Source organism: Flavobacterium sp., from assembly GCF_044348915.1.
Taxonomy (GTDB): domain Bacteria; phylum Bacteroidota; class Bacteroidia; order Flavobacteriales; family Flavobacteriaceae; genus Flavobacterium.
This window is the reverse complement of sequence record NZ_JBIKRX010000033.1, coordinates 13,462-29,524: the sequence shown is the minus strand read 5'-3', so window position 1 is coordinate 29,524 and position 16,063 is coordinate 13,462. Positions and strand designations below refer to the sequence as shown.

Here is a 16,063-nt window from a genome sequence, read left to right as displayed (position 1 = left end):
AGCACAAAACTTTGCTAAAATACGCTCAGTCATTGATACAACTATAAAAAATGGCCTAAATGTATTGGAAGCATTGGTAATAATAGCTAAATTTGAGTTTGAATTATAAACTGATTAGTTACAAATATTTTTGTAAACCGTGTAATAAAATCTTTTTTTGTTTTATTAATTATTGAAAAAAGCAGTACTTTCGCTTAGTTTTATGTCATTGTCGAGGGATTAATGGCAGACTCCCTTGGCAAATAAACTTATAAAATACAATTGCGATGTTAGCTCCTTCTTATCAAAAGTTTAAAGATAATTTATCTGCAACTATCGACACTAAGAGAATTTTAGATAATCCGTTACAAACCCTTGCGTATGGAACCGATGCCAGTTTTTATAGATTAATTCCAAAAATTGTTATTCTGGCGCATAGCGAATCCGAAGTTATAGAGATTATTAAACAAGCCAAAAAGTTAGATATTGCACTAACATTTCGAGCTGCGGGAACAAGTTTGTCCGGGCAAGCAATCACAGATTCAGTCTTGGTGGTGGCTACCCACGGTTGGAAAAATTTTGAACTTTTAGAAAACAATCAAAAAATAAGATTAGAACCTGGAATTGTTGGTGCCAGAGCCAATATTTTTTTAGCACCGCACGGACTAAAAATTGGACCAGATCCTGCATCGATAAATGCGGCAATGATTGGCGGAATTGTAGCTAATAATGCGAGCGGAATGTGCTGTGGAACAGCTCAAAACTCCTATCAAACTATAGCCGATATCCGAATTGTTTTGAATGACGGAACTGTTTTGGATACAGCTGATTCAGAAAGTCTTGGCCAATTTAAAACTAATCAGAAAGTGTTGATTCAAGAGATTGAAAGTCTTAGAGATACAATCAAAAACGATGAAACGCTGTATCAATTTATTAAAAACAAATTCAAAATAAAAAACACTACTGGGTACAGTATCAATGCATTTGTCGATTACCACGACCCTATTGAAATCATCAAACATTTAATGGTAGGCTCCGAAGGAACCTTAGCGTTTATTTCGAACGTAACTTTCAGAACCGTTATAGACGAAAAGCACAAATCCTGCTCTTTACTTATTTTCAATACCATTCAGGATGCTTGCAATGCCACTATTTTATTAAAGTCAGCTCCAGTTGCCGCAGTAGAATTATTGGATCGAGACTCCATTCGTTCGGTTGAAAATGACCCTGATGCACCAGATTATTTTAAATCTTTGCCAGAGTCGGCTTGCGTTTTACTAGTCGAATGCAGGGATAATGATTTGGTGGTTTTAAAACAAAAACAAGATGATATTCGAATGCAAATTCAGTCTATTCCGACTTTTACGGATTATGAATTTACAAGCGACCCTAAAAAATATTATTTCAATTGGAAAGCTCGGAAAGGATTGTTGCCAACTGTGGGAGGTCTTCGGAAAAATGGGACAACGGTAATCATCGAAGATGTTGCATTTCCATTACCACAACTCGCAGATGCTTGTTTGGCGTTGAAAGAGTTATTCAAAAAGTATGAATACCACGATGCCGTATTATTTGGTCACGCTTTAGAAGGCAACCTGCATTTCGTTTTCTCGCAAGACTTTTCTAACCAAGCAGAAGTTGATCGATACGAAAAACTTATGGCGGAATTAGCTGTTTTGGTAGTTGATCGTTTTAGTGGTTCTCTAAAAGCAGAGCACGGAACGGGCCGAAATATGGCTCCATTTGTGGAGAAAGAATGGGGGGCAGCTGCTTATGAAATAATGAAACGCATCAAAAATATTTTTGATCCTTATAACAAAATCAACCCAGACGTTTTAATCAACCCCGATCCGAAAGCCCATCTTAAGAATTTAAAACCAATGCCCGAATCCCACGACATTGTCGACAAATGTATGGAGTGCGGTTTTTGCGAGCCTTATTGTGTTTCCGAAGGATTGACTTTGTCACCAAGGCAACGCATCGTAATTGCTAGGGAAATTAGCCGTTTAGAAGAATCTAATGATGATCCACAACGACTGGCCGATATTCGAAAAGATGTACGCTATCAATTAGACGAAACTTGCGCTACCGATGGACTTTGTGCCTTGGCTTGTCCTGTACATATTGATACGGGGAAATTTGTTAAAACTTGGCGTGCCAAAGAAATCAGCAATAGTAATAAAAAATCAGCAGCATACATTGGTTCTCATATGGATGGAACCACGGCTATTTTGAGATTTGGATTAAAAACAGTTTCTATATTTCATTCCATATTGGGAACCACAATTATGACTTTTTTATCTAATGGAACACATTTTATCAGTTTTGGAAAAGTCCCAAAATGGATTCCCGAAATACCCAAAGGAGCCAATAAAATCAATACAAAAAATTGACTCCAGATTCGCAGATTTTTTATTAAAATTATATAATAATCTGCGAATCTGCGGTTGACCTTTTAATAAAATATCAATGAATACAGTATCAGATTTAAAAGTAGTTTATTTCCCTTCCTGCATAAACAGAAGTATGGGTAAAAATAGTTTTCAAAGTGCAGACGATCTTCAATTGACTGAAATTACTCATCAATTGTTGGTACGTGCTGGGTATTCGATTATTTATCCTGATAAAATGAATACGCATTGTTGTGGAATGCCTTTTTCAAGTAAAGGTTTTGCCGAAGCCAATCACACGCAATCCCAAGCATTAGAAGCTGATCTTTTGAAAGTATCGGAGAACGGAAAATATCCTGTTTTATATGATATGAGTCCGTGTTTTTATCATTCTAAAGTGGAGTTTTCGAAAACACTAAAAATTGTAGATCCCATCGAATTTATGTTGGATTATGTAATGCCTCATTTGAAAGTAAAGAATAAAAAAGACACTGTCGCAGTTTTTCCAGTTTGTTCTGTCAAAAAAATTGGAAAAATGGAACAACTCCTTGCCTTAGCACAACTTTGCGCTAATGAAGTTACAATGATTGATAGTAATTGTTGTGGTTTTGCTGGAGACCGAGGTTTTCTTGTTCCTGAACTTAATGATCACGGTTTAAGAGATTTAAAAGCGCAAATTCCTGCCAATTGCACAGAAGGCTATTCAACGAGCAGAACTTGCGAAATAGGTTTCGAAAAAATGAGCGGTATCGATTTTAAATCAATCTTTTATTTGATTGAGGGAGTGACTAGGTAGTTTTTACGAAAGGGCTTTTTCGAATGAAATACTAATGATTTTTATTCAAAACTACTCAAACTCTAATACTTTACAGTTTTGCTGTGATTGACAATGATTTTGTAAAATAAGTTTCATTAAAACTCTTTTTCCCCAAATTCACTCGTAGGTAATACTGTTTGTGACATACTTTCTTGGAGTAAAATTAATCAAAAAAAGATGCGTTTATTCCCGCTGAAATAAGGTGCTGTACCTTTCGTCCATCAGGGCCTTGTATTTTTCTTTGTACCCTTCTGATAGAAACGAATTGTTGATCCATTGGATGGCGACGGCCTTGTTTTTCTGGAAGCGTTTTGCGATCCCTTTTATTTGTTTTTCGTTAAGGCCGAGGTTGATGCCCAATCTTTCGAAATTTTCCCATTGGAGTCTTCTTTTTTTACCTTCTATTGTTAGGGCAAGTTCTTCGGTGTCGTCCGGGTTTACTATTGCTACGTTTAATAGATCATAGGCTGGAGCCAATGTCCAGGTTTCATTAGAATAGATCATCGAAAAATTCTTCAGGTGCATATCATTGTTGCCGATGAGGAAACTGAAAATACCCAATTCCAAGAAATATAGTTTATCCAATAGTGTGTTGTCTGAATACTCGTTTAGAGCTTTGCCCACTTTTTCCATCGAGCTTTTGTATTTGTCGAAAGCTTCCGTGATCTGGAACATATCGAGCATATGAATTTTCTCTCCCGACTCTGTTCGGTCGATGCGTTTGGTGATGTAAGATAGTTCTCCAGATTGCAATCTGATCAAGCTCGACTTTAGGGTGTTGATACCGAAAGCTTCGGCAATACGAATAGTTAAGTGTTCGTTTTCGGGCATTTCAGGAAACTGATCGGATGGTGGCTTGAATATGTAATTTCCTCCCAGTGCTCCGACAACGGTAAGACGACCCTTGTTTCCGTCCTGCAGAGCACCATTCACAATGGAGAGTGATAGTTTGGGTTGTACACCTGTAACGGCCACGCTTCGCTCCACCAGGTTTTTGGCCAACTCTGCCATTTGTTGAAGCGAATGTTCAAATGCTGGTTGTTGTTTGGTGCCAAAAAACTCCAGACTACATTGTTCGTGAAAATCACCAACACTATTGTCTTCTAACGGTTTGTAGCAATATAGACAGTTCTTACTCATTTTCGTTTGGTATTGATTGTACACTTACCGCTCCGATGCAGTTTTGGCAACAGGCCAATAGCAATCCCATACGGTCATTTTGATTTATTTTCCAGTTTTTGGATGCAATATCCAAAAGCCATCCTTCTGGGATCAAGCCTTCGAAAAAAGGAAATAACCGTTTTTCGGTATAGGTTTTTGATCGTACCGGCATCGTCAAGGTGATGCTTTCCTTGGGATGTTCCATCACATACTTTTCATCGTATTCGAAGGTGTAGTCTCCGTCATCCGTTTCGGTGAGGATGCCCGCCAGAAAGGTTGTGTAATATACGGCGGCTTTTCTCATATTATTTAGTCGTCATTTTTGGATAATTCTCTCGCATTGACCGGAGCCAACGTATGCCCAAACATTTTGAGCACCTGATTTACCTTCTCAAGGTTTAGGTTTTCCTTTCCCTGTTCTATTTTTCGAATGACTGTAAGTGCCACTCCCGCACGTTCTGCAAAGGCTTCCTGGGTGAGTTTTACTTCGTTTCTTTTCTCTTTTACAAAATCCGCTAGTGTATTCATAATTATATGCTTTTGCATTGATTTTAAGTAAATATAGTAAATTATATGTAAAAACATATAGTTTGTTCGAATAAAATATATTTATATGTAAAAGCATATAATATTTATTTTGACAGATTTCTAAAAACAGAGCGACATTTATGCCTTTAAATGCCATTTATACCACTGTAGGACATATGGAATGTGGCGGTGGTCTAAATAGTAAAATTCGGTTCAGTCTTGCAAAATTTTCATTAATTTTAAAGAAGTTGACCTATACTGGAGTTTTTGCACAATTCTCTTCGACAATTATTTCGAGTGGCATATAGTGTAATTCGGTAACGGCTTCTTTTAAAACAATTTTTTTATACAAATGAATAATTCCCATGTAACCTTGTTCTTCGGGTTTTTGGTGAATTAAAAAGTCCACAATGCCATCATTCAGATATTCAAGGTTTTGTTTTAATAATTCATAACCTACTACTCGAATTCCTTGTATTTGGTTTGTCTTAAGGAATTCAGCAACGATATAAACCCTTGAATTGGGTACAAAAACGCAATCAATACCCAAAAACATTGTTGGAGTTAATTGGTTTTCGATATCGTATTTAATGCTAATCTCAGTGAAATTGAATTTTGGAAGATTTGTTTTGTCTTTGAAAAAAGCATAAAAACCCTTGATTCGTTGCAGAAAGACATTCGTTCTCGAGGTGCTTTCCTCATTTCGTATAATTTTTAAAATCAATACGTTACTGTCGTTTTTGATTCCGTAACTAATTAATTTCCCGCCAAGATAGCCGCTTTGAAATGAATCTTGACCTATGTAGGCAACACCTTCAACTTCAGGAAGGTTGGAGTCAATCATCACAATAGGAGTGTTTTTTTTCTTATATTCTGTTAGAAAAGAAATGGACTCCTCATAGAAAATCGGTGCAAAAAGCAAGCCGTCATAGTCCAGTTGCAAAATTTTTTTTGCTGTCTTTTTGAAAGAGCTAATGTTGTAATCGAAATAGAGATAATCAACAGAGATTCCGAAATTTATTAGTTCTTCTGCCGCTTTTTCTACACCAATTATGGGAGCTCTCCAATATTCTACATTTTTATTCTTTGGTAAAAAAACGGCGAATTTATACCTTTTATTAAAAGCTAGGTTGCTTGCAAAAATATTTTTCTTATAACCATACTCTTTTATAATCGCGTTTACTTTTTCGATGTTTTCTGCTGTAACTTGTCCACGATTATGAATAATTCGATCCACTGTTCCTACAGATACATTGGCTAGTTCTGCTATTTTTTTAATTGTAACGATGAGCTTGAGTATTAGTTTTGTGGGTGTAAATTTATAATTTTTTTATAACAAACTCTTTTTTTAATTTTTTTTTAAATTGGTTGTCTGGGTTGCTTTTTTTTATATATTTGCATTGTTCGTGTGCGTACACGAAGAACTCAAAACGGTATGACTAAAAGAATTGTAACTTTTGGAGAAATATTACTAAGGCTTTCGCCGCCTAGTCATTTGCGATTGACGCAAGCCACTTCGTTTGACTTGTATTATGGTTGTGCCGAAGCCAATGTTGCCGCTTCTTTAGCCAAGTTTGGACTTCCGGTTAAATTTATTACCGCAGTGCCCACAAATGAATTGGGTGAATCTTCTTTAAGTATGTTACGTTCTTTTGGTGTAGAGCCAATAGCCTTTAAGCAAGGAAAGAGGCTTGGTATCTATTATTTTGAGCAAGGTGCGTCAGAACGACCAGGTAAAGTGGTTTATGATCGAGAGGATTCTTCTTTTTCTACTTTAAGAAAAGGAATAATCGATTGGAAATCAATTTTCAACGACGAAGATTGGTTTCATTGGTCGGGAATTACGCCATCTCTTTCATTAGAATTGGCTGAATTGTGCAAAGAAGCACTAGTCGTTGCCGAAGATATGGGTTTAACTATTTCTGCTGATTTGAACTATAGACCTACTTTGTGGAAATATGGCAAAAACGCGAATGAAGTAATGCCTGATCTTGTTAAACATTGTGATTTATTACTAGGCGGTATTGATGAGTCTGAAAAAGTTTTAGGCGTTCCAAAAAATGAATTGGATACCGAAGAAATGGTTTTTAGTAGTTGGATGAAAGTTTTTCCAAAATTAAAAAACATTACTTCTACACATAGAATGCGTGCCAATGCTTCCTCAAATGCTGTAAGCGCCTCGATTTGGAACGGTACAGAATTGTTGCATTCGAGAGAATATAATATATCACATATTATCGACAGGATAGGAGCAGGAGATGCCTTTATGGCGGGAATAATCTACGGATTAATTACTTGGGCGGATGATCATCAAATGGCGTTGGAGTTTGCAGTGGCTGCAACTTGTTTGAAACATTCTATTTCGGGAGATATAAATTTGGCGACTGTAAATGAAATCAAGGCGCTGATGAGTGGTTTCGGAGGAGGGCGAGTTTCTAGATAATTATAAATTAAAACGTGTGCGGACACGAATTGAAATAAGAACAGATAGATAATAAAAAATTAAAACAAAAAAAATGGGAAAAAGAGTAGTAACATTTGGAGAGATAATGTTAAGATTAGCACCACAAGGATTTTTAAGATTTTCACAAGCAGACAATTTTGATGTTGTATATGGAGGTGGAGAATCTAACGTAGCTGTTTCATTGGCTAATTTTGGAATTCCAGTGGATTTCGTAACCCGTTTGCCAAAAAATGATATTGGTGAATGCGCTATGATGGAAATGCGTAAAAGAGGAGTTGGTGTTGATAATATTGTTTGGGGTGGAGAACGTTTAGGAATTTATTTCCTTGAAACTGGTGCTGTGAGCAGAGGAAGTAAAGTGGTTTACGATAGAGCACATTCTTCAATGTCTGAAATCCAACCGGGTATGATTAATTGGGAGAAAGTTTTTGAAGGAGTAGAGTGGTTTCACTGGACAGGAATTACGCCAGCAATTTCTCAAAGTTCTGCCGATGCTTGTTTGGATGCTGTGAAAGCTGCAAGTAAATTAGGGATTACTATTTCAACCGACTTAAATTACCGTGCTAAACTTTGGAAATATGGTGGAGATCGCGAAGCTATTATGACTGAGTTGACATCATATTGTGATGTGATTTTAGGCAACGAAGAAGATGCTGAAATGCATTTTGGTATCAAACCTGATGGAGCAGCAGTGCAAACACACGGACACGATGTAAAAGCAGAAGCGTTCTTATCTGTTTGTCAACAAATGATGGCAAAATTCCCTAAAGCCAAAAAAGTAATTACCACTTTAAGAGGTTCAATTTCAGCCTCGCACAACACTTGGGCTGGAGTTTTATACGATGGAAAACAAATGTTACAAACGCGTCAATATCAAATTACTGATATTGTAGATAGAGTAGGTGGAGGTGATTCTTTTATGGGAGGTTTAATCTACGGATTATTAACCTATCCAGATAACGATCAAAATGCTTTAGATTTTGCAGTAGCAGCTTCTTGCTTGAAACACACGATCAAAGGTGATGCGAACCTGGTAACAGTAGATGAAGTTTCCAAACTTATGGGTGGTGATGCTTCTGGTAGAGTGGCAAGATAAATCAAGAAATTATGATCATAGATACAGTAACAAACGCACCAAAATACACTGGATTGAATCCTTTGTTTGCAAAGGCATTTAATTACATCAATCAAAATGATATTGCCAATCTTCCTGATGGAGTTTTAGAAATTGCCGACGGATTAAAACTAATTGTCGCTACTGGAAACGGAAAAACAGTCGAAGCTAGTTTGGCAAAATTTGAATGTCACGACAAAAACATCGACATTCAAGTATGTGTAAAAGGCTTGGAAACTATCGCTTGGAAACCAAGAGAAAAATGTGTTGCTCCAAACGGAGACTATAATCCTGAAAAGGATGTCCGTTTTTTTAGCGATGCTCCAGATATGTCTTTTCAGTTGACCGATGGTCAATTTGCCATCTTTTATCCAGAAGATGTTCACGCTCCAATGATTGGGGAAGGCGAAATCAAAAAATTAGTATTTAAAGTGAAAATTTAAATAATGATTTGGGCGTGCCCCTCCCTATACTTCGACAAGCTCAGTAGGTCGGTTCGGGCTGTACGTTCCCGCTTCCCGATGAAAAATCGGGAGAGCTCCACTGCCATCCCTCACGCGAGCAAAGCACATAAATATCAGATTTGACAACTTTCTAAAAGTTGTCAAATCTATCAAACAAAAAATCAAAATATAAAACCGCGGGTTTTTGAGGTTAATAAAACTAAAAAATAATAAAAAAAATGAGTAAAATACAATCAGTAACCGATGCAATTGTGCAACAAGGAATGCTTCCTTTGTACTTTAATGCAGATGAAACAGTAACAATAGAAGTTTTAAGAGCAATCTACAGAGCAGGAGTAAAAGCTGTGGAATACACCAGCCGTGGAGAAACAGCAATGAGTAACTTTGCTAAAATGGTACAAGTTAGAAATGCTGAAATGCCAGATTTATTATTAGGTATTGGAACCATCAAAAACCTACAACAAGCGCAAGAATATTTTACAATTGGAGCTGATTTTTTCATCAGTCCAGGTTTTGTGCCAGAAGTAGCTACTTTCTTGAAAAGTAAAGAAGTTTTATATAGCCCAGGCTGTATGACACCTACTGAAATTATTGCTGCTGAAAATGCGGGAGTAAAATTCATTAAACTTTTCCCCGGTAATATGCTAGGACCCGATTTCTTAAGCGGAATCAAAGATATTTTCCCTAATCTACGATTTATGCCTACTGGAGGAGTGGATACAACAAGTGAAAACATCAGCGGTTGGTTCAAAGCAGGAGTTTCTGCTGTTGGAATGGGAAGCAAACTAATCAGCAAACAATTGATGGCTGATAAAGATTATGCAACCATAGAATCAGAAACTAAAAAAGTATTGGAATTAATTCAATCTATAGAAAATAAATAGATGAAAACAGTTGTAATAACAGGGGCAGGAGGAGTTTTGTGTGGTACATTAGCTAAAGCACTAGCTAAGCAAGGACACCAAATAGCAGTATTGGATTTAAAAAAAGAAGCAGCAGATCGAGTTGCTGACGAAATTAATGCAGCGGGAGGAAAAGCAATTGGTGTAGCGGCTAATGTATTGGAAAGAGATTCATTAGAAGCAGCTAAAATAGTGGTAAATGAAAAATTTGGAAGTTGCGATATTTTAGTAAACGGAGCAGGAGGAAACCATCCATTGGGAACGACATCCAATCCATTTCTCTTAGAGGAAGATTTGCTAAACACAACCGAAGGTTTCAAAACATTCTTTGATTTAGATGCCGAAGGGATAAAATTCGTTTTCAATTTGAACTTTATCGGAACGTTATTGCCAACACAAGTTTTTTCTAAAGATATGATTGGTAAAAAAGGCTGTAGCATTTTGAATATTTCTTCGATGAATGCTTTTACACCTTTGACAAAAATACCTGCATATAGCGGAGCAAAAGCGGCAGTCTCTAACTTTACACAATGGCTAGCAGTTCATTTTTCTAAAGTGGGGATTCGTGTAAATGCATTGGCTCCAGGATTTTTCTTAACAGATCAAAACCGTGCTTTATTGACAACCGGAGATGGTGAATTGACAGCAAGAGGAAATGCGATTATTGGGCAAACACCGATGGGAAGATTTGGTGAACCTGAAGATTTAATTAGCACCACACTTTATTTATGCGACGATGCCTCTTCTTTTGTAACTGGAGTAGTTATTCCTATCGATGGAGGTTTTAGCGCGTTTAGCGGAGTTTAAAACAATAGTTCTTAAAAAATAAGAATATACAGTTATGGAACAAACTTGGAGATGGTACGGTCCAAATGACCCAGTAAAATTATCAGATGCATTGCAAGCCGGAGCCACCGGAATTGTGACTGCTTTGCACCACATAAAAAATGGGCAAGTGTGGGAAGTGGATGAGATAATGAAGCGTAAAAATGAGGTTGAAGCTGCTGGATTGACACTTTCTGTTGTAGAAAGTATTCCGGTTCATGAGGATATCAAAAAACAAACAGGCGATTATTTGAAATATATTGAAAACTACAAGCAAAGCATTAGAAATTTAGCTGCTTGTGGAATTAATATCGTTTGTTACAATTTTATGCCTGTATTGGATTGGTCAAGAACCGATTTGTCTTATGAAATGCCTGATGGTTCAAAAGCATTGCGTTTTGATGTTAATGAATTTGCAGCTTTTGAATTATTTATTCTAAAAAGACCCGGAGCAGAAAATACGTATACTGATGCCCAAAAAGCAAAAGCAAAAGTCACTTTCGAAAAGTTAACCGATGCCGATAAAGTAAAATTGCAACAAAACATTATTGCTGGTTTACCGGGTGCAGAGGAATCGTATTCAGTGGAAGATTTCTTGAAAGTTCTAAAAGGATATGATGGTATCGATGCGGATAAATTAAAAGAAAACCTTTATTATTTTTTGCGTGAGATTATTCCAGTTGCTGAAAGTGTAGGAGTAAAAATGGCTATTCATCCAGATGATCCACCTTACGCAATTTTAGGTTTACCAAGAATCGTTAGTACCGAAGCTGATTTAATTCAATTATTGAATGCGATTGATTCTCCATCTAATGGATTCTGTTTTTGTACAGGTTCTTATGGTGTAATTGCCGAAAATGATTTGCCAGGTATTGTTGATCGTCATGGCGATAAAATGAATTTTATTCATTTAAGAAGTACCCAACGCGATGCCGAAGGAAATTTCCACGAAGCAAACCATTTAGAAGGAGATGTGAACATGTACGAAGTAATCAAATCCATTCTTAAAAAGCAAAAAGAAACCAAGAGAATTATTCCAATGCGTCCGGATCACGGACACCAAATGCTGGATGATTTGAATAAAAAAACTAACCCAGGCTATTCTGGAATTGGTCGTTTGAGAGGCTTAGCTGAGCTGAGAGGTTTAGAGATGGGAATCGAAAGAAGTTTATTTTAAGCAAAAAATGTCAGAAAAAATATTTATTACCGACAATTTTTTACTTCATAGTGAAGCTGCTGTACAATTGTATCACGACTTTGCGAAGCATCAACCTATTTTTGATTACCATTGTCATTTGTCTCCAAAGGACATTGCGGAAGACCGTCAATTTGAGAATTTAGCTCAGATATGGCTTGAAGGGGATCATTATAAATACAGAGCGATGCGCGCCAATGGTGTGAATGAAAAGTTCATTACAGGGGATGCAAGCGACTATGAAAAATATATGAAATGGGCAGAAACGGTTCCTACTACTTTGAGGAACCCGCTCTACCATTGGACCCATTTAGAACTCAAAAATTATTTTGGAATAACCAACTTGTTGAATGCAGATTCGGCGGAGTCGATTTACAATCAATGTGCTGAATTGTTGAAAAAACCAGAATATAGTGTTCGAAATATTCTAAGGAAAATGAATGTCAAAGTGGTTGGAACTACGGATGATCCTACAGACGATTTGCGCTACCACAAGCAATTGCAAGAAGATCAGTTTGAAATTAAAGTATTGCCTTCCTTTAGACCGGATAAAGCCACCGAAATTGAGAAAGGTAAAGCATTTATCGATTGGATTCAAAAATTGGAAAAAACTGTCAATTACACCATAACTGATTTCAGTTCGCTTATTAATGCTTTAAAAGAACGTCATACCTTTTTTCATGAAATGGGTTGCAGAATTTCAGATCATGGACACAACACTTTTTATGGCGAAAAATATACCTCAACACAAATAAATGTTATTTTAAAAAGAGCTTTAAAAGGCGAAAAAATATCGAAATTAGAGATCAATAAATACAAATCAGCTGTTTTGTATGAATTAGCTTTGATGAACAAATCCCGATCTTGGGCACAACAATTTCACGTTGGAGCCATAAGAAACAACAATGTAAAAATGCTCCAAACTATAGGTCCAGATCAAGGATATGATTCCATTGGTGATTTGAATATGGCTGAAAATATGAGCAAATTTTTCGGTAAGTTGAGTGAATGCGATGGGTTAGCAAATACAATTGTCTATAATTTAAATCCTAGAGACAGCGAAATGTTTGCTGCTATGGCTGCTAATTTCAATGATGGAATTGTAGTAGGTAAAATGCAATATGGAGCTGCTTGGTGGTTTTTAGACCAAAAAGATGGGATGGAAAAACAATTGAATGTACTTTCTAATTTTGGCTTGTTAAGCAAATTTGTTGGAATGGTAACCGATTCAAGAAGTTTTCTTTCTTTCCCAAGACATGAATATTTTAGACGTATCTTGTGCAATGTATTAGGCGATGAAATCGAAAAAGGAGAATTGCCTAATGATATGAAACTTATAGGAAATATGGTCGAAGACATTTGTTATAGTAACGCCAAAAAATATTTCAATATCGAGTTGTAAATCCCAACAGCAATTTAGACAAAAAATGTATTAATTTAAAAACCACTAATAAAAACCAACCAATGAGCGAGACCAATAAATCGATAGGAAAATACAGATGGACCATTTGTGGTTTACTCTTTTTTGCAACAACCATTAATTATCTTGATAGGCAAGTGCTGTCTTTGACTTGGAAAGATTTTATAGCGCCCGAATTTCATTGGACCAACAATGATTACGGAAACATCACCGCTTTGTTCTCTATTTTTTATGCAATATCGATGCTTTTTGCTGGAAGATTTGTAGACTGGATGGACACCAAAAAAGGATTTCTTTGGGCTATCGGAATATGGTCAATTGGGGCATGTTTGCATGCTTTTTGTGGGATAGCAACTTCCGGCATTATAACTGGAGAATGGTTTGTAGGATTTGAAGGAGCAAAAGATGTTATCAGCACGGTTAATGATACCGGGATGGTAATCAATGTTAGTGTGACACTTTTTATCTTTGCTCGTTTTGTGTTAGCTGTGGGTGAAGCAGGGAATTTTCCTGCCGCTATAAAGACTACAGCAGAATTTTTCCCTAAAAAAGATAGAGCGTTAGCAACAAGTATCTTTAATGCTGGCGCTACAGTTGGTGCTTTGGCAGCGCCAATATCTATTCCATTTATAGCAAGAGCCTTTGGTTGGGAAGCCGCTTTTATTATTATTGGTGCTTTAGGTTTTGTTTGGATGGGCTTTTGGATTTTTATGTACGATAAACCAGAAAAGCATAAAAGAGTGTCTGCTGCAGAACTAGAATACATTCATCAGGATATTACCGCCGATAGTAAGATCGAGGGTTACGTAGCTGAGAATACTGATAAAATAGCCTTTATGGATTGTTTCAAGTACAAACAAACCTGGGCATTTGCCATTGGTAAATTTATGACCGATGGGGTTTGGTGGTTCTTTTTATTCTGGGCACCAGCCTACTTAAGTTCTGTTTATGGTATGGACTCCACTCAAGCTGCATTGCCATTATTTGTTCTATATATGATTACTTTACTGTCAATTATTGGTGGTTGGTTGCCAACGTATTTTGTAGAAAGTAAAGGAATGAACCCTTACGAAGGTAGAATGCGAGCCATGTTGATTTTTGCATTTTTCCCCCTATTAGCATTAATTGCGCAACCTTTGGGACATATTTCCTATTGGCTACCGGTTATTATAATTGGGATTTCTGGAGCAGCACATCAGGCTTGGTCGGCTAATATTTTTACCACTGTTGGTGATATGTTTCCTAAGAAAGCAATTGCTACAATAACTGGAATTGGTGGTTTAGCCGGAGGTTTAGGATCAACCTTAATCAATAAAAGTTCAGGATTGTTGTTCGATTACACCAAAGAAACCAATATGTTATTTATGGGCTTTGAAGGAATAGAAGCAGGATATTTTATCATTTTCTCCATTTGCTCGGTTTGTTATTTGATAGGTTGGATAATAATGAAATCTTTAGTTCCTAAATATTCTCCTATTACTGATTTGTAGATTTATATTATTTTATATTTTTTTGTTAGTGATAGCCCTGAAGTACTGCTTCAGGGTTATTTTTTTGTTTTCAAAGGAGTGGTGGTAACTTCTTAACAATTTGGGGTTTTGAAGAGAATTTTGATTTTAAAAAGCTACATATTAATTTCTTGTTGCTAAACATTGATTTGTAAACAAATTTGTTTATTTTTGTATTATGAAATCAGAATTAAATCAATTAAAGGGGATTCATCCCGGCTTAGTATTGGAGCGGGAATTAGAAAAACGCCAATTGCGTAAGGGGTCTTTTGCTCTTTCTTTACAAGAATATCCTCAAACCCTAACTGCTATTACCAAAGGTAAAAGAGGAATGAATACAGCGTTGTCTCTAAAAATTGAAAGAGCTCTCGGATTAGAAGAAGGTTATTTTATGATTTTACAAGTGTATTACGAAATTGAAGAAGAAAAAAGGAAGCAACAAATAAGTTGGACTAATTTACCACAATTGCGACCTGTATTGTTTTGGGATACTAAAATGGCATCCCTTGACTGGGAAAAACAGAAAAAAGCGATTATTAAAAGAGTTTTTGAGCGCGGTAATGCTATAGAGAAAAACGAAATTATTCGATTTTATGGAGCTAAAACTGTTGATGATTTACTAAATAAACGCCTTCAAAATGCTCCATTATAATACTGTAACGCCTTTATTGCGTAAAATTTTGGCCGATTTAATGATAGCCGATGTCTTTGCTGATTTCAGACTTGTGGGAGGAACTGCATTAAGTTTGTACAGAGGACACAGAATGTCTGTAGATATAGATCTTTTTACTGATGCAGAATATGGCTCTGTAGACTTTGAGGCGATAGATACTTTTTTACGTACTAACTATCCTTATGTTGATACCAATAATTATAAAGTTATAGGAATGGGAAAGTGTTATTTTATTGGTGATAATCAATTAAATTGCATAAAATTAGACTTGTTTTATACGGATTCATTTATTGACGAAGCACTACTCATTGATGGTTTGCGGTTGGCTAGTATTGAAGAAATAATAGCGATGAAGCTTGATGTAATATTAAGAACTGGGAGGAAGAAGGATTTTTGGGACATTCACGAATTAAAAGATGATTATTCAATTTCTGATATGTTTACCCTACACGAAAAGCGCTATCCTTATACTCACGACAGAGCGTCGTTAATAGGCAAGTTTAGTGATTTTGAAAGTGCTGATGGTGATTTTGAACCTGATTGCCTAAGAGGAAAATATTGGGAATTTATAAAACTAGATATTGTAGATTTTATAAATGGGATAAATAAATAGAAAAGTGGGG

At 36.3% G+C, this 16,063-nt stretch carries 16 protein-coding genes; 12 read left to right on the top strand and 4 right to left on the bottom strand.

Annotated elements, in window-relative coordinates; genetic code table 11:
- Positions 1–266 precede the first annotated feature (266 nt).
- Positions 267–2,372 carry an FAD-binding and (Fe-S)-binding domain-containing protein gene (locus ACIQ1E_RS07625; RefSeq protein ID WP_396170188.1) on the top strand — a complete coding sequence of 702 codons (2,106 nt, stop codon included), beginning with the start codon at positions 267–269 and terminating at the stop codon, positions 2,370–2,372.
- Positions 2,373–2,448: 76 nt separating this feature from the next.
- Complete coding sequence (locus ACIQ1E_RS07620; protein ID WP_396170186.1) at positions 2,449–3,165, top strand: heterodisulfide reductase-related iron-sulfur binding cluster; 717 nt, start codon at positions 2,449–2,451, stop codon at positions 3,163–3,165.
- A gap of 204 nt (positions 3,166–3,369) precedes the next feature.
- On the opposite strand, the gene ACIQ1E_RS07615 is transcribed toward ACIQ1E_RS07620, so the two are convergent.
- The 4 genes from ACIQ1E_RS07615 to ACIQ1E_RS07600 all read right to left on the bottom strand — a co-directional run bounded on the left by ACIQ1E_RS07615 (position 3,370) and on the right by ACIQ1E_RS07600 (position 6,145).
- Positions 3,370–4,326: a HipA domain-containing protein gene (locus ACIQ1E_RS07615; protein WP_396170184.1), complete on the bottom strand. Its 957-nt coding sequence runs from the start codon at positions 4,324–4,326 to the stop codon at positions 3,370–3,372.
- Positions 4,319–4,651, bottom strand: a complete 333-nt coding sequence (locus ACIQ1E_RS07610; RefSeq protein WP_396170182.1) for a HipA N-terminal domain-containing protein — start codon at positions 4,649–4,651, stop codon at positions 4,319–4,321. Before ACIQ1E_RS07610 ends, ACIQ1E_RS07615 begins: the two co-directional genes overlap by 8 nt.
- Before the next feature lie 5 nt (positions 4,652–4,656).
- Positions 4,657–4,875 (bottom strand): helix-turn-helix domain-containing protein, encoded by a 219-nt coding sequence (locus ACIQ1E_RS07605; RefSeq protein ID WP_396170180.1) that lies wholly within the window; start codon positions 4,873–4,875, stop codon positions 4,657–4,659.
- Positions 4,876–5,128: 253 nt separating this feature from the next.
- Complete coding sequence (locus ACIQ1E_RS07600) at positions 5,129–6,145, bottom strand: LacI family DNA-binding transcriptional regulator (RefSeq protein WP_396170190.1); 1,017 nt, start codon at positions 6,143–6,145, stop codon at positions 5,129–5,131.
- 165 nt (positions 6,146–6,310) lie between these two features.
- Between ACIQ1E_RS07600 and ACIQ1E_RS07595 the strand changes: the two genes are divergently transcribed.
- The 10 genes from ACIQ1E_RS07595 (at position 6,311) to ACIQ1E_RS07550 (ending at position 16,053) form a co-directional block, all read left to right on the top strand.
- Positions 6,311–7,318: a PfkB family carbohydrate kinase gene (locus ACIQ1E_RS07595; protein ID WP_396170179.1), complete on the top strand. Its 1,008-nt coding sequence runs from the start codon at positions 6,311–6,313 to the stop codon at positions 7,316–7,318.
- A gap of 73 nt (positions 7,319–7,391) precedes the next feature.
- Positions 7,392–8,435 (top strand): PfkB family carbohydrate kinase, encoded by a 1,044-nt coding sequence (locus tag ACIQ1E_RS07590; RefSeq protein ID WP_396170177.1) that lies wholly within the window; start codon positions 7,392–7,394, stop codon positions 8,433–8,435.
- A gap of 11 nt (positions 8,436–8,446) precedes the next feature.
- A complete protein-coding gene (locus ACIQ1E_RS07585; protein WP_396170175.1) occupies positions 8,447–8,896 on the top strand; it encodes a YhcH/YjgK/YiaL family protein in 450 nt (149 codons plus the stop codon).
- Between the two features lie 239 nt (positions 8,897–9,135).
- Positions 9,136–9,801, top strand: coding sequence for a bifunctional 4-hydroxy-2-oxoglutarate aldolase/2-dehydro-3-deoxy-phosphogluconate aldolase (locus ACIQ1E_RS07580; protein ID WP_396170173.1), 666 nt, complete (start codon positions 9,136–9,138; stop codon positions 9,799–9,801).
- Positions 9,802–10,626, top strand: coding sequence for an SDR family oxidoreductase (locus tag ACIQ1E_RS07575; RefSeq protein WP_396170172.1), 825 nt, complete (start codon positions 9,802–9,804; stop codon positions 10,624–10,626).
- Positions 10,627–10,660: 34 nt separating this feature from the next.
- A complete protein-coding gene (gene uxuA, locus ACIQ1E_RS07570) occupies positions 10,661–11,821 on the top strand; it encodes a mannonate dehydratase (RefSeq protein WP_396170171.1) in 1,161 nt (386 codons plus the stop codon).
- Between the two features lie 7 nt (positions 11,822–11,828).
- Positions 11,829–13,241, top strand: a complete 1,413-nt coding sequence (gene uxaC / locus ACIQ1E_RS07565) for a glucuronate isomerase (RefSeq protein ID WP_396170169.1) — start codon at positions 11,829–11,831, stop codon at positions 13,239–13,241.
- Positions 13,242–13,303: 62 nt separating this feature from the next.
- A complete protein-coding gene (locus ACIQ1E_RS07560) occupies positions 13,304–14,749 on the top strand; it encodes an MFS transporter (protein ID WP_396170167.1) in 1,446 nt (481 codons plus the stop codon).
- 196 nt (positions 14,750–14,945) lie between these two features.
- Positions 14,946–15,419: a transcriptional regulator gene (locus ACIQ1E_RS07555; RefSeq protein ID WP_396170165.1), complete on the top strand. Its 474-nt coding sequence runs from the start codon at positions 14,946–14,948 to the stop codon at positions 15,417–15,419.
- Positions 15,406–16,053, top strand: a complete 648-nt coding sequence (locus ACIQ1E_RS07550) for a nucleotidyl transferase AbiEii/AbiGii toxin family protein (RefSeq protein ID WP_396170163.1) — start codon at positions 15,406–15,408, stop codon at positions 16,051–16,053. The genes ACIQ1E_RS07555 and ACIQ1E_RS07550 overlap by 14 nt, the downstream gene beginning before the upstream one ends.
- Positions 16,054–16,063: the final 10 nt, after the last annotated feature.

What these genes read in the sequence shown, in the direction of transcription:
- ACIQ1E_RS07580 (WP_396170173.1), top strand. Translation starts at nt 9,136, where the DNA reads ATGAGTAAAATACAATCAGTAACCGATGCAATTGTGCAACAAGGAATG.
- ACIQ1E_RS07575 (WP_396170172.1), top strand. Translation starts at nt 9,802, where the DNA reads ATGAAAACAGTTGTAATAACAGGGGCAGGAGGAGTTTTGTGTGGTACA.
- ACIQ1E_RS07625 (WP_396170188.1), top strand. Translation starts at nt 267, where the DNA reads ATGTTAGCTCCTTCTTATCAAAAGTTTAAAGATAATTTATCTGCAACT.
- uxaC (WP_396170169.1), top strand. Translation starts at nt 11,829, where the DNA reads ATGTCAGAAAAAATATTTATTACCGACAATTTTTTACTTCATAGTGAA.
- ACIQ1E_RS07610 (WP_396170182.1), bottom strand. Translation starts at nt 4,651, where the DNA reads ATGAGAAAAGCCGCCGTATATTACACAACCTTTCTGGCGGGCATCCTC.
- ACIQ1E_RS07555 (WP_396170165.1), top strand. Translation starts at nt 14,946, where the DNA reads ATGAAATCAGAATTAAATCAATTAAAGGGGATTCATCCCGGCTTAGTA.
- ACIQ1E_RS07615 (WP_396170184.1), bottom strand. Translation starts at nt 4,326, where the DNA reads ATGAGTAAGAACTGTCTATATTGCTACAAACCGTTAGAAGACAATAGT.
- ACIQ1E_RS07595 (WP_396170179.1), top strand. Translation starts at nt 6,311, where the DNA reads ATGACTAAAAGAATTGTAACTTTTGGAGAAATATTACTAAGGCTTTCG.
- ACIQ1E_RS07585 (WP_396170175.1), top strand. Translation starts at nt 8,447, where the DNA reads ATGATCATAGATACAGTAACAAACGCACCAAAATACACTGGATTGAAT.
- ACIQ1E_RS07620 (WP_396170186.1), top strand. Translation starts at nt 2,449, where the DNA reads ATGAATACAGTATCAGATTTAAAAGTAGTTTATTTCCCTTCCTGCATA.
- uxuA (WP_396170171.1), top strand. Translation starts at nt 10,661, where the DNA reads ATGGAACAAACTTGGAGATGGTACGGTCCAAATGACCCAGTAAAATTA.
- ACIQ1E_RS07605 (WP_396170180.1), bottom strand. Translation starts at nt 4,875, where the DNA reads ATGAATACACTAGCGGATTTTGTAAAAGAGAAAAGAAACGAAGTAAAA.
- ACIQ1E_RS07550 (WP_396170163.1), top strand. Translation starts at nt 15,406, where the DNA reads ATGCTCCATTATAATACTGTAACGCCTTTATTGCGTAAAATTTTGGCC.
- ACIQ1E_RS07560 (WP_396170167.1), top strand. Translation starts at nt 13,304, where the DNA reads ATGAGCGAGACCAATAAATCGATAGGAAAATACAGATGGACCATTTGT.
- ACIQ1E_RS07590 (WP_396170177.1), top strand. Translation starts at nt 7,392, where the DNA reads ATGGGAAAAAGAGTAGTAACATTTGGAGAGATAATGTTAAGATTAGCA.